Genomic DNA, 13,561 nt, shown 5'->3' with positions numbered 1-13,561 from the left:
CACGTCAGCGGCGACTACTTGTGAGTAGGCGCCCGCGAGACCCACCACCGGTCAAGGAGGACCCGCGTGTTCAGCACCATGCAGGACGTACCGCTCACCGTCGCCCGGATCCTGGCGCACGGGTCGACCGTCCACGGCCGCTCCACCGTGACCACCTGGGACGGCACCGGCCCGGTGGTCCGCAGCTACGCCGAGGTCGGCGCCCGCGCCGCACAGCTCGCCCACGCCCTGCGCGACGAGCTCGGCGTCACCGGCGACCAGCGGGTGGCCACCCTGATGTGGAACAACGCGGAGCACCTGGAGACCTACCTCGCGGTGCCGTCGATGGGCGCCGTGCTGCACACCCTCAACCTGCGGCTGCCCGCCCAGCAGCTGGCCTACATCGTCAACCACGCCGCCGACCACGTGGTCGTCGTCAACGGCAGCGTGCTGCCGCTGCTCGCCGGCGTGCTCGGACAGCTCGCCGACACCCTCCGGCACATCGTGGTCAGCGGCGAGGGCGACCGCTCGCTGCTCGACGGCTTCGCCGGCACCGTCCACGAGTACGAGGACCTGATCGCCGGCCGCCCGACCGACTACCCCTGGCCCGCGCTGGACGAGCAGCGGGCCGCCGCGCTCTGCTACACCTCCGGCACCACCGGCGACCCCAAGGGCGTCGTCTACAGCCACCGCTCGGTCTACCTGCACTGCCTGCAGGTCATGGCCGCCGACAGCTTCGGCCTCACCTCCCGGGACACCGCCCTGCCGGTGGTGCCGATGTTCCACGTGAACGCCTGGGGCGTGCCGCACACCGCCTTCATGTCCGGCGCGAACCTGCTGATGCCCGACCGCCACCTCCAGCCCAAGCCGCTCGCCGAGATGATCGACCGGGTGCGGCCCACCGTCAGCGCCGCCGTCCCCACCATCTGGACGGGCCTGCTCGACGAGCTCGACGCCGGCTCCTACGACACCTCCAGCCTGCGCATGGTGGTCATCGGCGGCTCCGCCTGCCCGCCCGCCCTGATGAAGGCCTTCGAGGACCGCCACGGCATCAACGTGGTGCACGCCTGGGGCATGACCGAGACCTCCCCGCTCGGCACCTTCTCGCTGCCGCCGGGCGGCCTCACCGCCGAGGAGGAGTGGCCCTACCGGCTCACCCAGGGCCTCTTCCCGGCCTCCGTCGAGGCCCGGCTGATCGGCCCCGGCGGCGAGCGGATGCCGCACGACGGCCGCGCCGCCGGCGAACTGGAGGTCCGCGGCCCGTGGATCGCCGGCGCCTACTTCGGCGGCGCCGGCCGCGACCCGGAGCGCCCCGAGGACAAGTTCAGCGAGGACGGCTGGCTGCGCACCGGCGACGTCGGCACCATCACCGCGGACGGCTACCTCACCCTCACCGACCGGGCCAAGGACGTCATCAAGTCCGGCGGCGAGTGGATCTCCTCGGTCGAGCTGGAGAACCACCTGATGGCCCACCCGCAGGTCGCCGAGGCCGCCGTGGTCGCCGTGCCGGACGAGAAGTGGGGCGAGCGTCCGCTGGCCACCGTCGTGCTGCGCCCCGGCGCCACCGCCGACCTGCGCGAGCTGCGCGCCTTCCTGGCCGGGCGGGTCGCCTCCTGGCAGCTGCCGGAGCGCTGGTCGATCGTCGAGGCCGTCCCGAAGACCTCGGTCGGCAAGTTCGACAAGAAGGTGATCCGGGCCGACTACGCCGCCGACCGCCTCGCGGTCACGCTGCTCGGCAAGGAGTGACGGACGGGCTCCTCTCCCATCACGGGAATACCCCTGGGGGGTATGGCGTTCCGTCTGACGGAACCCGCGAGGGGAGAGGAGCCCGCACCATGGAGCACCACCCGCACCACCCGACCGAGCACCACACCCACCCGCACCACGAGCACCATCCGCACCACGAGCACCAGCACCAGCACCACGCACACGGCCACGGGCAGCAGGCCGCCGGCCGCGACTCCGGCTGGTCCACCGCCGTCCGGGCCACCCTGCACTGCCTCACCGGCTGCGCCGCCGGCGAGATCCTCGGCATGGTCGTCGGCACCGCCCTCGGCCTGCACACCGGCGCCACCGTCGCGCTCTCGGTCGCACTGGCCTTCGTCCTCGGCTACGCCCTCACCATGCACGGGGTGCGGCGGGCCGGCCTGCCGCTCGGTGCGGCCCTGAAGGTCGCCCTCGCCGCCGACACCGTGTCGATCCTGGTCATGGAACTGATCGACAACACCGTCATGGTCGCGGTGCCCGGCGCCATGGACGCCGGACTCGGCAGGCCGCTGTTCTGGGCCTCCCTGCTGTTCTCCCTGACGGTCGCCTTCGCCCTCACCGTGCCGGTCAACCGGTGGCTGATCTCCCGCGGGCGCGGCCACGCCGCGGCCCACGCCCACCACTGAGCGGGCGTCAGCCGCCGGCGACCGTACCGGCCTCGGAGAGCGAGCCGATCCGGCCGAGCAGGTCGACGATCCTGGACTGCACGTCCTCGGTCGTCGACCGCTCGGCGAGGAACAGCACGGCCTCGCCCGTCCGCAGTCGCGGCAGGGCCTCCCGGTCCAGGCCGTCCGAGGTGTAGACGACCAGCGGGGTGCGGTGCAGCCGGTCGTTGGCGCGCAGCCAGTCCAGCAGGCCCAGCTGGCGGCGCTCGATCCGCTGCAGGTCCATCACCACCAGGTTCGGCTGGACGCTGCTGGCCCGGGCCACCGCCTCGTTCTCGTCCGGGGCGTGCTCGACGTGCATGCCGCGCCGCTCCAGGCTGGCGATCATCGCCCCGGCGACGTCCGGGTCGGACTCCACCAGCAGCACCCGCGGGGCGTGGTTCTCGCTGTCCCGCGGGGCCAGCGCCCGCAGCAGCACCGCCGGGTCGGCGCCGTACGCCGCGTCCCGGGCCGACAGCCCGATCCCGGCGGTGACCAGCACCGGCACCCGCCGGTTCAGCGCGGCGGTGCGCAGCGACTCCAGCGCCGTCCGGGTGATCGGCCCGGTCAGCGGGTCGACGAACAGCGCGGCCGGGAAGCCCGCCACCTGCGCGTCGACCTCCTCCCGGGAGCGCACGATCACCGGCCGGTAGCCGCGGTCCTGCAGCGCCTGCTTGGTGGAGGCGTCCGGCTCGGGCCACACCAGCAGCCGCCGCGGGCCGCCGTCGATCGCCGGCACCAGCACGGTCGGCTCGTCGGCGGGGACGGCCGCCGCCCCGGCCGGGGCCAGCTCGGACAGCGGCCGAGGAGGCGTCCGCGGCTCCAGCGCGGCCGGCTCCGCGGGCCGGGTCGGCGCGGGCAGCGCCGGCAGCTCGGGGGCACCGGACCGGCTGCCGTTCACGGCGGCCTCCGGCTGCGGGAAGGCACTGGGGAAGGCCGCGGCGAAGGCGCTCTGCAGCGGCCGAGGCGGGCTCAGTTCGCCCAGGCCGGTGCCGACTGGCTGCGGCTGCGCCGGGACGGGGACGGCGGGCTCGGGTACGGCAGGGCGCGCCGGTTCGAGCTCCGCACCCGTGGCCGGTGCGGCGCCGGCCGGCACCGGCAGGGCATCCGCGGACTGCTGCTGCGGGGCGGCGTCGGCCACGGCCGGCTCCGGCTCGGCGGGCACCGCGAGCCGCCGGCGGCGGCCGGTCGGCGGCACGGGCGGCGCGGCCTGGACGGGCGGGCCGGCCGGCAGGGCGTTCTCCAGACCCGGGTAGACCGGCATGCCGGGCTCCGGCACCCCGGGCAGGGCGATCGCACCGGCCGGGGTCTCGTCGGCCGCGGCCCGGCGCCGCCGCCGGGACGGCCGGGACTCCTCGGTGGGCGCGGCCTCCGACGAGCCGTCAGCCGCCGGGCGGGCGGCCGCGTCCACCGGCACGCCGGCCGGCGGGGTGTCGCCCTCGCCGGCCCGGTCGGGACGCTCCGGAGCCTGCTCGGCCGGGGCGACCGCCATCGGCCCGAGCGGGACGGGCCCGCTGCGGTCGTGGTCGGCGGGCTCCTGCGAGCCGCGCCCGACCGGCCCGGCCTGGCCGTTCTCCCGCCGCTCGGCCGGCCGCACCTCGGGGAGGTCCGGCAGCATCGCGGTGTCGGTCTCCTTGGGCACGCTCGGCCGTCCGGCCGCCGCCCGGGCCGCCGCCGGGTCGAGCGGCAGCTCGACCACGTACGTCGTCCCCGCGCCGGCGGGCAGCTCGTGCCGCTGCAGGACGCCGCCGTGCCGCTCGACCGTGCCGCGGGCGATCGGCAGGTGGACGGGGCTGGACTGCCGGGCCGGCCCGCGGACCTCGATCCGGGCGACCTCGCCGCGCTGCGCGGCCGCGACCACCACCATCGGTGCCTCCCCGCCGACCGGCGGCAGGGCGGGCACGCCGAGGGTGGGCGACGCGCCCGTCCCGGGCGCGTCCAGCGACGGCGTGATGCCGCTGACGTCGGCCACCAGGTGGGCGAGGGCGCGGGCCAGCCGCTCCCGGTCGGCGGTCACGTCGACGGCGGCCGCGTGCACCGAGTAGCGCACCCGCCCGGGGCCGACCAGCTCGCCGGCGTGCTCCACGGCGCGCTGGACGACCGCGTCCAGCCCGACCGGCTTGCGCTTGAGCTGCGTGCGCCCGCTCTCCGCGTCGGCCTCGAAGGCCTGGTGGGCGAGCACGCCCTCGATCAGGGTGCCGAACCGGCGGCACTCGTCGGCGAGCCGGCGCAGCGTCCAGTTGGCCTCCGGCCACAGCTGCCCGGCCGGGTCCGCGGCGAGCGCGTCGATCCGGCGGTGCAGCGCGGTGAGCGCGTCGCCGAGCTCCGTCTCCAGGACGGCGGTGAGGTGCTCGTTGCGGGCGACGAGCGCGAGCTCCTTCGTCCGGTCGGTGAACGTCATCACCGCGCCGACCAGCTGCTCGCCGTCCCGGACGGGGGCGGTGGTGAGGTCGACGGTGACCGGGCTGCCGTCCTTGCGCCACAGCACGGCGCCGCGCACCCGGTGCTTGCGCCCGGACAGCAGGGTGTCCATCAGGGCGGAGCCCTCCTGGGCGAGCGGGGTGCCGTCCGCCTGGGAGTGCTGGACCAGCGGGTGCAGCTCACGGCCGCCCAGCTCGCTGGCCCGGTAGTCGAGTATGTGCGCCGCCGCCGGGTTGACCAGCACCACCCGGCCGTCGAGGTCGACGCCGAGCACGCCCTCCGCGGCCGCCCGCAGGATCATCTCGGTCTGCTTGTGCTGCCGCCGCAGCTCCGCCTCCACGCCGAGGCGCCCGGACAGGTCGCGGACGAGCAGCAGCAGCAGGTCCTGCCCCGAGCCCTCGCGGTACGGGTCGTAGGGGACGTAGCCGCGGCCCTCGGCGGCGGCGCCGTCGTCGGTGAAGTCGTTGCCGGACACCTCGACCGGGAAGGTCCCGCCGTCGGTACGCCGGGCGGTCATCCGGACGGGCCTGTCCAGGCCCTCCGCCTCGGTGGTGGCCGGGCGCATCGAACCGGGGATCCGGCTGGGGTCGAACTCCGGCAGGAGGTCGAGCACGCCCCGCCCGACCAGGGAGGTGCCGGGGGCCTGCAGCGCCTCCACTGCGGCCTTGTTCGCGTCCACCACGGTGCCGTTGCTGTTCACCAGCAGCAGCGCGTCGGGCAGTGCGTCGAGTATCGCGGCGAGGCGAGCAGCGCCTCGGGTCGGCCTGCTGCTCACGTCGACAGGTCTCCTCACGGCTTGGGCCACGTCGGCGGGGCTCGCCGGCTGGTTGTCACGGCGGGCGCTCGCGGCTCGCGCTCTCCTCGGGCCCCGGCAGTATCTCATTGTTCTTTGCGCTGTGGACGACCCGCCTAGTAACGTTGTCGGTGGTTGGTGTCGGGCCCGTGGGCTGTGGCATCATCACTTGCGCACGGAGTGCGTCCGGGATTCCGGTCGTGGTCCGGGTGGAGGAGGCTTCGCCTAGTCCGGTCTATGGCGCCGCACTGCTAATGCGGTTTGGGCCTTAAAGCCCATCGAGGGTTCAAATCCCTCAGCCTCCGCCTCGTGAGAGCCCCGTCGGCAACAGCCGGCGGGGCTCTCTGCTTGTCCGGGGACTGCCCGGCGACTGCCCGGGGTCGGGCCGAGGGGCGCCCCCCGGGCCGTCCGCGGCCGGTTCCGGAAGGGCCCGGGGAGGCGCCGCGGGCGCCCGGGATCAATCGATTTCACCCCCGGTCGACGGTCATGTAATGTTGTCCCCGCACCGCCCCGGAGGCCAGCCGCCAGGGCGAGCGCTCATAGCTCAACGGATAGAGCACTTGACTACGGATCAAGAGGTTGCAGGTTCGAATCCTGCTGAGCGCACCACAACTCGCCGCAGCGCTCCTCCAGGGGATCGCCCAGGCGCTCATAGCTCAACGGATAGAGCACTTGACTACGGATCAAGAGGTTGCAGGTTCGAATCCTGCTGAGCGCACCACCCGAAGGCCCCGGACTCCGTCCGGGGCCTTCGTCGTTGCCGTCACTGCCCGGCCGGGGCGGCTCAGGCCAGTTCGGTGCGGTTGATCCAGGCGACGTCCCGCGGCTGCAGGAAGCGCTCCGCCGCCGTCGCCGGCCGGCTGCGGTCCAGGGTCCGCGGCACCGGGTCGTGGCGGACGAGCGAGGGGTCCGCGCCCAGGGCGGCCAGCCGGGCGGCCACCGCGGGTGCCAGGTCGGGCGGGCCGCTCAGCAGCACGTCCCGGCCCGCGCAGTCGCCGAGCCGGCCGAGGCCCGCGTGCAGCAGCGCCAGCGCCTCGGCGCGGCCGGCCCCGTCCGCGGGGGCGGCGAGCACCACCTCCAGCCGGGCGTACCGTTCGACCAGGGCGCGCACCGCGTCGAGGTCGTAGTGGTCGGCGTCGCTCCGGGCGCCGAGCAGGACGGTGACCGGCCGGGTGCCCGCCCGGGCGAGCTCCTCGACCACCGACTTGACCTGGGCCCAGCCGGTGCCGCCCGCGACGGCCAGCAGCGGGCGCCGGGACGCCGGGTCGAGCACCGCGGTGCCGAGCGGCGGCCCGAGCCGCAGCCGCTCGCCCGGCCGCACCGCGTCGACCAGGACGGGGGAGAGCAGGCCGTCCGGCACCCGGCGGACGTGCACGTCGAGGGTGCCGTCGGACCGCGGCGCGCAGCCGATCGAGAACGGGCGCCAGACCTGCGGCACCCGCGGGGAGCAGAGGGTGAGGTACTGGCCGGGGGTGAACGGGTAGGGCCGGTCGGGTGCGAGGGTGAGCACCGTCACGTCCGGGGCGGCGGGGTGCCGCCGCACCACCTCGGCCTGCCAGCAGGCCGGCGTCCCGGCGGGGACGGCCGCGGCGGCGTCGACCATCGCCCGGGAGATCACCGTCCACGCCTCGGTCCAGGCCTTCTCCTGCTCCTCGCTCCAGGCGTTCCCGGCGAACCGCCGCAGGGTGGCGAGCAGGCTGGCCCCCACGGCCGGGTAGTGCTCGGGCCGGGCGCCGAACTTGCGGTGGTCGCGGCCGAGGGCGGCGAGGTAACCGGCGAGCCGCTCGGGGTCGTCCAGCCGCTGGACCAGGTGGGTGATCGCGGCGAGCAGCCGGTCGCGCTGCTCCTCCATCCGCTCGGGGAACATCGCGCGGACGCCGGGGTTGTGGGCGAACAGGTGGGCGTAGAAGTAGGCGGTCAGCTGGTCGGCGCGGCGTTCGACCACCGCGAGGCCGGCCCGCAGGACCGCGGGGTCGAAGGCCACCGGAGCGTCCTCACCCGTCCGCCCCGGCCGGACCCGCGGCCACCAGTGCCCGGCCCATGGTGTCCGCGACCACGCCGTAGACCGCCGCCCAGGCCGCCTCCGCCTGCGGCGACCAGGCGTCGCCGGCGAAGTGCCGAAGGGTGGCGAGCAGGCTGACGCCCACCGCCGGGAAGTGCTCCGGCAGGGCGCCGTAGCTGGCGTGCCGGCGGCCGAGGTCGGTGAGGACGCCGACCAGGGTGTCGGTGTCCTCCAGGTGTTCGACCAGGGCGCCGAGGGCGGCGAACAGCCGGTCCTGCTGGTCGTCCAGGTGCTCGGCGAACAGCGCCCGGACGTCCGGGTGGTGTTCGAACAGGTGCTGGTAGAACCAGGCCGTCACCTCGGTCCCGTGGGGCTCGACGGCGGCGAAACTGCTCTTCACGAGTATGGGGTCGATGCTCACGTGCGCCGACTCTACTGACGGCCCGTCATGTCGAACAGGGCGCCTCGGAAGGTGATCGGAAAGGCCGGGGAAACCGGATCGCGATCCGGCCGCCGTGGCGGAAAACCGCCCGTCCGGCCGGTGCCGGCGGGGGCCGCGGGGGAGCGGCGACCAATCGGGTGCACCTCGGGACGCGCCCACGGGTGTCGGATCTTGACGGACCGTCGGACGTGCTTCGCTTTTGTCGGATGTTATGGCCGCGTCATCTCCGGCTGCGGCCCGGCCACGGCAGCGGAGGAGCGCCGGATGAACCGACGGCTTTGCCCGACGTCCCCCGCCCGCCGGGCCCTGGCGGCCGCGGCGGCCACCGGACTGCTGCTGCCCGCCGCACTCGCCTCCCCGGCCCCGGCCCAGCAGAGCCCCGCCGCCTGGAACCAGGACCGCACCGCGGCGCTGCCCTCCGGCCTCACCGTCCGGCTGGACTTCTCCCCCCTCCCCGGCATCACCGCCACCGCGGCCCCCGGAACCCTCGCCGGCCCGGCCGGGAACGCCGCGGTGTACGCGGACGGGATGCACCCCGGCGACCCCGCCGAGACCGTCGACATCGGCGCCGACCGCACCGCCGCGGACGGTTCCTGGCGCACCCTCGGCACGCTGCGGATCGCCTTCTCCCGGCCGATGCGCAATCCCCGGCTGCACGTGGGCGGCCTCGCCGCCCGGGCCACCGCGGCCACGGGCACCACCGCGACCGCCGTCCGGCTCACCGCCACCGGCGGCACCCCCGCCACCCCCACCCTGGCCGGCCGCACCCCCTGGACGGGCTGGACGGCGGCGGGCGACGAACTCGCCCCGCCCGCCGACGGGCAGGCCGACACCGCCGCCGACGGCGCCGGCACCCTCGAACTGACCGGCACCGTCGGCACCGCCACCCTCCGCCTGGAACGGCGGACCACCGCCCGGGACGGCTCCACCACCCCGCCGCCCGCGCTGCACACCTCCTGGTCGGTGACCCTCGACGAGTCGCTCGGCACCGCGCCCCAGGGCTACGGCAACGCCTCCCACCTGCTCTCCGACCTCTGGCTCGGCCGGGACGCGACCGACGACCGGCACCGCGAGCGCTCCGCCGCGGCGACCGCCGCCCGGCCTCTGGTGCCCGCCCCGGGCGGCACGGGGCCGGGCGCGGCACCGGGGGCCGCGGTGTCGGTGGACGGCGCACCTGGGGGGGTGGAGGAGCCGGCGGCACCCACCCGCCCCCTGGTGGAACTCCTCCCCTCCGGGCCGCGCAGCCTCTGGGCCAGCCCCGTCCCGCCGCGCACCGGCCCGGGCCGTGGCGAGTACCCGGGCGCCGACCCGACCCTCGCCTTCCCGGCCGAGGCCGCGACCGGCGACTACTACCGGGTCGACGTGCCCGTCGCACCCGGCGCAGGTCCGGCCGTCCTGGCCGGCTGGGTCGACTTCGACCGCAACGGCCGCTTCGACCCCCTGGAGCGGGTGCAGGCGGAGGTCCCGCAGGGCGCCACCACCGCCCGCCTGGAGTGGGCGGTCACCGGCAAGGTGGTCGCCGGGGAGACCTGGGCCCGGCTGCGGATCGCCCGGGACGCCTCACAACTCGTCACCGCGGGCGGCTTCGCCGACTCCGGACAGGTCGTCGACCAGCGCATCCGGCTCGCCGCGGGCTCCGCCCGCCCCGAGCTCTCCGCGCCGGTCGACGGCACCGTCACCGCCGAGGTCCGGCCCCAGGTGGCCGGCACCGCCCCCGCCGGGGCGAGCGTGGCCGTCGCCGAGGGCGACCGCACCCTCTGCACGGCCGCGACCGCCCAGGACGGCGGCTGGAACTGCCGCCCCGGACAGGCGCTGGCCGACGGCGAGCACACGCTGACCGCGGTGGCGACCACGCGCGCCGGCGCCGCGCTCCGCAGTGAAGCCGTCCGGCTGACCGTCAAGACCGCTCCGCCGGCGGCCCCCGCGCTCACGCTACCCGCATTCACCAACGACCCCGGCCTGCTCGTCACCGGCACCGGCGAGCCCGGCAGCACCGTCTCGGTCACCGAGGCCGGAAGGACCCCGCGGGCCGCGGGCGAACTCTGCAGCACCGGCGTCGGGCCGGACGGCACCTGGTCCTGCCTGCCGGTGGAGAGCCTCGACGACGGCGTCCACCGGCTGACCGGAACCGCGGCCGACGCGGCGGGGAACACCGCTCGCGGCACCGAGACGGCGCTCACCGTGGACACCATCGCACCCGCCGGCCCCCTCCTGGAGGTACCGAAGGCCGGCGCCGCCGTCGGGTCCCGCCCGCGGTTCGCCGGGCGGGCGGAGGCCGCGGCCACCGTCACCGTCACCGCCGGCCCGAAGACGGGCGGCGGCGAGCGGATCGCCCTGTGCAGCGGGGTCGCCGGTGCGGACGGCGCCTGGTCCTGCACCGCCGGGCATGCGGCGCCGGACGGCGAACGGGCACTGGTCGCCACCGCCACCGACCGTGCGGGGAACAGCACCGCCGGCGAGCCGGTGACCGTGCTGGTCGCGGTGGAGCCCGCCCCGTCGCCCGGGGCCACCGACCCGTCCGTACCGTCGTCGCCCGGCGCCGCGTCCCCGCAGCCGACGAGCCCGCAGCCGGGGAGCCCGCCGGCCGTTTCGCCGCCCGTCGCCGGCGCCCCGGCCGGTGACCCGCCCGTGGCCGAGGCGGGCACCCCGGCCGCTTCGCCGCCCGCGGCCGACCCGGGGGCGCCCTCCGCCGGGGCCGGGACTGACCCGTCCGGCCGGGTCCGTGCGGTGCCGCCGCAGGCCGGGCACCGTCCGGCCGGGGGGCCGGTGTCCGCCGCGGGCCGGGCGCTCGCCGCCCACGGCGGCCTGCTCGCGGGCCTGGCAGGCCTGGCGTGTCTGGCGGCCGCCGGACTGCTGCTGCGTCGGGTGTTCGCCCGCGGTCCGGGCAGTCGCCGCAAGAGATGATGCATCGTCAGTTCATCGCGTGGGGTGGGGATTCGACACGCCCAGCGCGCCCGAAATGTCTCATTTGATGACTTGTCGACCTAGCCTGGAATCCGGTGCGGGCCGCCCTCGCCCGATCCGGCCGCCCCGCCTTGCCGCACCCGAACCCGAGGACCGTGCATGGACGTCACCCGCGACTCATCGCCACGACCCGCCCCCCGGCCCGCCGGCCCGCCCGACCCGGCGGCGGGCGGCCCCGGAGCCGGAACGGCCGGATCCGCCGCCGCCACCGGCAAGGCCCAGCCCGTCCGTGCCGACAGCGGCGGCCTCACCGCCCCGGGCCCCGGCAGGACCTCCCGGGCCGCGGCGCCGGAGGACCCGCCCACCCGCCAGCTGACCCCCGTCCGCGCCGACCCGGACACCGAGACCACCACGACCCGCCGGCCGCCCCGCGTCGACCAGGCGCTGCGCGAACGGCACGCCTTCGCGCTGCCCGGCTGGCTGGCACTGCTGCTCCTGCTGCTGGGCACCACCGGACTGCTGGTGATCCTCGTCCGCGCCGGCGTGCTGCCCGAGTTCGAGGCGCTGCCGGACATCCGGACCGGGGCCGTGCGCCGCGACGGGCCCACCGGGCTGAGCGGCGCGGAGATCGCCGCCGTCGCCGCCGTCGGCCTGCTGCTGGTGGCCGTACTGGCCGGGCTGCTCTCCAACCCCGGCGGCGAGGCCAGGGTGCTCACCCGCTGGGGGCGCTACCGCGGCACCGTCCGCCGGGCCGGCCTGCTGTGGGTCAACCCGCTGGTCCGTCGCCGCCGCGTCGACGTACGGCTGCGCCACTGGCGCAGCGACCCGGTGACGGTCACCGACCGCACCGGCACCCCGATCGTCGTCCGGCTGCTGGTCGTCTGGCGGGTCCGGGACACCGCCCGGGCGGTGCTGTCGGTGGCCGCGCACGAGGCGTACCTGCGCGAACAGATCCACGCCGTGCTCAGCCGCACCGCCAGCCGGCTGCCCTGCGACTCCAACGCCGGCCCCGGCCCCGCGCTCCGGGACGGCCAGTGGTTCGCCGACGAGCTCAGCCGCGCCCTCGCAGCCGAGGCCCACCCGGCCGGCCTGGAGGTGTACTCGGTCCAACCGATCGCCCTCGACTACGCACCCGAGGTCGCCGAGTCGATGCGCCGCCGCCGCCTCGCCGACCTGGACGCGGGACTGCGGACCGTCCTGGTCGACGACGCCGTCGAGGCGGCCGCGCTCGCCGTCCGCCGCCTCGAACGCGCCACCGCCCACCAGCTCGACGAGGCCGCCCGCAGCGCCCTGATGGAACAACTGCTGGTGGCCTTCGTCGCCCCGGCCGGGGTCAGCGCCCCGGTGCCCGCGCCGGCCGTCCGGCCGGCCCGCAAGGAGCCCGCCGGACGCAAGGAGGGGCGGCCGGCGTGACCGTGCCCGCCGGTCGCCGCCACCCGCTCCGCCCGAACGCTCCGCCCGCCCGAACGCTCCGCCCGCCCGGGGCAGCCGCCCGTCCACAGCCCGTGGACGGGCGGCTGCCGTCCGGGGACGCACCCTCAGGCGGAGGCCGCGTCCAGCAGGGCGAGCTCCTCCTCCGCCAGCCGCAGGTCGATCGCGGCCAGCAGCGGCGGTAGCTGCTCGGCGGTGCGGGCGGACGCGATCGGCGAGGCCACCGTCGGCCGGGCGGCCAGCCAGGCCAGCGCCACCGTGGCGGGCTCCACCCCGCGGGCGGCGGCCACCTTGTCCAGCGCCTCCAGCACCAGCGGACCCCGCGGCTCCGCCAGATACCGGGCCGCCCCCTGGGCGCGGGCGCTCGGCACCTCGCCGCCGCCCGGGCGGTACTTGCCGGTCAGGAACCCGGAGGCCAGCGCGTAGTACGGCACGGCGGACAGCCCGTTCGCCGCCACCACGCCCGCCAGGGGGCCCTCGTAGGTCCCGCGGGAGACCAGGTTGTAGTGCGGCTGCACCGCCACGTACCGGGCCAGGCCCTCGCGGTCGGAGAAGGCCAGCGACTCGGCGAGCCGGTCGGCGCCGATGTTCGAGGCGGCGATCTCGCGGACCTTGCCCTCCCGCACCAGCTCGTCCAGCGCCGTGACGATCTCCTCCACCGGCGTCGCCGGGTCGTCCCGGTGGGTGTAGAAGAGGTCGATCCGCTCGATGCCCAGCCGGACGAGCGACTCCTCGGCGCCCCGCTTGATGTTCGACGCCCGCAGACCGGGCGCGTCCGGGTGCATGCCGACCTTGGTGGCGATCACGACCCCGTCGCGGTTGCCGCGGCTGCGCAGCCAGGTGCCGATCACGGTCTCGGACTCGCCGCCGGTGTTGCCGGGCACCCAGGAGGAGTACATGTCGGCGGTGTCGACGAAGTTGCCGCCGGCCGCCGCGTAGGCGTCGAGGACGGCGAAGGACTGGGCCTCGTCCGCCGTCCAGCCGAAGACGTTGCCGCCGAGGCAGAGCGGCGAGACGGCCAGGTCGGAGGTGCCGAGGATCACCCGGCGGGCGTCGGTGCGGTAGTCGGTCATGCCGCGGTTCAACCCGATCCGCGGGCGGGCTGTTCCGGAGCCCGGCCGGAGTTCACGGTCCTGTCGCACGGGCGTAGCACGTGCAGGTGGGGGGAGCGTGTGGAG

Annotated in this window: 8 protein-coding genes and 3 tRNA genes; 7 read left to right on the top strand and 4 right to left on the bottom strand. The window is 76.5% G+C overall.

The window, feature by feature from the left end; translation table 11 throughout:
* The first annotated feature begins 66 nt into the window (after positions 1 to 66).
* Together AB0O09_RS10035 and AB0O09_RS10030 are read left to right on the top strand one after the other, a co-directional pair.
* Positions 67 to 1,725 carry a long-chain fatty acid--CoA ligase gene (locus tag AB0O09_RS10035; protein WP_363541039.1) on the top strand — a complete coding sequence of 553 codons (1,659 nt, stop codon included), beginning with the start codon at positions 67 to 69 and terminating at the stop codon, positions 1,723 to 1,725.
* A gap of 89 nt (positions 1,726 to 1,814) precedes the next feature.
* Positions 1,815 to 2,372, top strand: coding sequence for a DUF4396 domain-containing protein (locus AB0O09_RS10030; RefSeq protein ID WP_363541038.1), 558 nt, complete (start codon positions 1,815 to 1,817; stop codon positions 2,370 to 2,372).
* Positions 2,373 to 2,379: 7 nt separating this feature from the next.
* Here the strand turns inward: AB0O09_RS10030 and AB0O09_RS10025 are convergent, their stop codons facing one another.
* The gene (locus AB0O09_RS10025; protein ID WP_363541037.1) at positions 2,380 to 5,586 is read right to left on the bottom strand and encodes a PAS domain-containing protein; all 3,207 of its coding nucleotides are present in this window, start codon (positions 5,584 to 5,586) and stop codon (positions 2,380 to 2,382) included.
* A 232-nt stretch (positions 5,587 to 5,818) separates the two neighbouring features.
* Here AB0O09_RS10025 and AB0O09_RS10020 point away from each other — a divergent pair.
* From AB0O09_RS10020 to AB0O09_RS10010, 3 genes are all read left to right on the top strand, one after another.
* Positions 5,819 to 5,909, top strand: a tRNA-Ser gene (locus AB0O09_RS10020).
* 228 nt (positions 5,910 to 6,137) lie between these two features.
* Positions 6,138 to 6,213, top strand: a tRNA-Arg gene (locus tag AB0O09_RS10015).
* 36 nt (positions 6,214 to 6,249) lie between these two features.
* Positions 6,250 to 6,325: transfer RNA gene (locus AB0O09_RS10010), tRNA-Arg, on the top strand.
* Between the two features lie 63 nt (positions 6,326 to 6,388).
* Here the strand turns inward: AB0O09_RS10010 and AB0O09_RS10005 are convergent.
* Positions 6,389 to 7,588 carry a globin domain-containing protein gene (locus AB0O09_RS10005; RefSeq protein WP_363541036.1) on the bottom strand — a complete coding sequence of 400 codons (1,200 nt, stop codon included), beginning with the start codon at positions 7,586 to 7,588 and terminating at the stop codon, positions 6,389 to 6,391.
* A 10-nt stretch (positions 7,589 to 7,598) separates the two neighbouring features.
* Entirely contained in the window at positions 7,599 to 8,027 is a 429-nt protein-coding gene (locus AB0O09_RS10000) for a globin family protein (protein WP_363541035.1), read from the bottom strand.
* 285 nt (positions 8,028 to 8,312) lie between these two features.
* On the opposite strand from AB0O09_RS10000, the gene AB0O09_RS09995 reads away from it, so the two are divergent.
* Both AB0O09_RS09995 and AB0O09_RS09990 read left to right on the top strand, forming a co-directional pair.
* On the top strand, positions 8,313 to 10,952 hold the full coding sequence (locus AB0O09_RS09995; protein WP_363541034.1) for an Ig-like domain-containing protein: 2,640 nt from the start codon (positions 8,313 to 8,315) through the stop codon (positions 10,950 to 10,952).
* Between the two features lie 159 nt (positions 10,953 to 11,111).
* Positions 11,112 to 12,365, top strand: coding sequence for an SPFH domain-containing protein (locus AB0O09_RS09990; protein ID WP_363541033.1), 1,254 nt, complete (start codon positions 11,112 to 11,114; stop codon positions 12,363 to 12,365).
* A 125-nt stretch (positions 12,366 to 12,490) separates the two neighbouring features.
* On the opposite strand, the gene AB0O09_RS09985 is transcribed toward AB0O09_RS09990, so the two are convergent.
* Positions 12,491 to 13,456: an aldo/keto reductase gene (locus AB0O09_RS09985; RefSeq protein ID WP_363541032.1), complete on the bottom strand. Its 966-nt coding sequence runs from the start codon at positions 13,454 to 13,456 to the stop codon at positions 12,491 to 12,493.
* Between the last annotated feature and the right edge of the window lie 105 nt (positions 13,457 to 13,561).

The organism is Kitasatospora sp. NPDC093679, from assembly GCF_040683455.1.
Taxonomy (GTDB): domain Bacteria; phylum Actinomycetota; class Actinomycetes; order Streptomycetales; family Streptomycetaceae; genus Kitasatospora; species Kitasatospora arboriphila.
The sequence above is the reverse complement of the archived record's forward strand: the minus strand, read 5'-3'. Positions and strand labels throughout refer to the sequence as shown.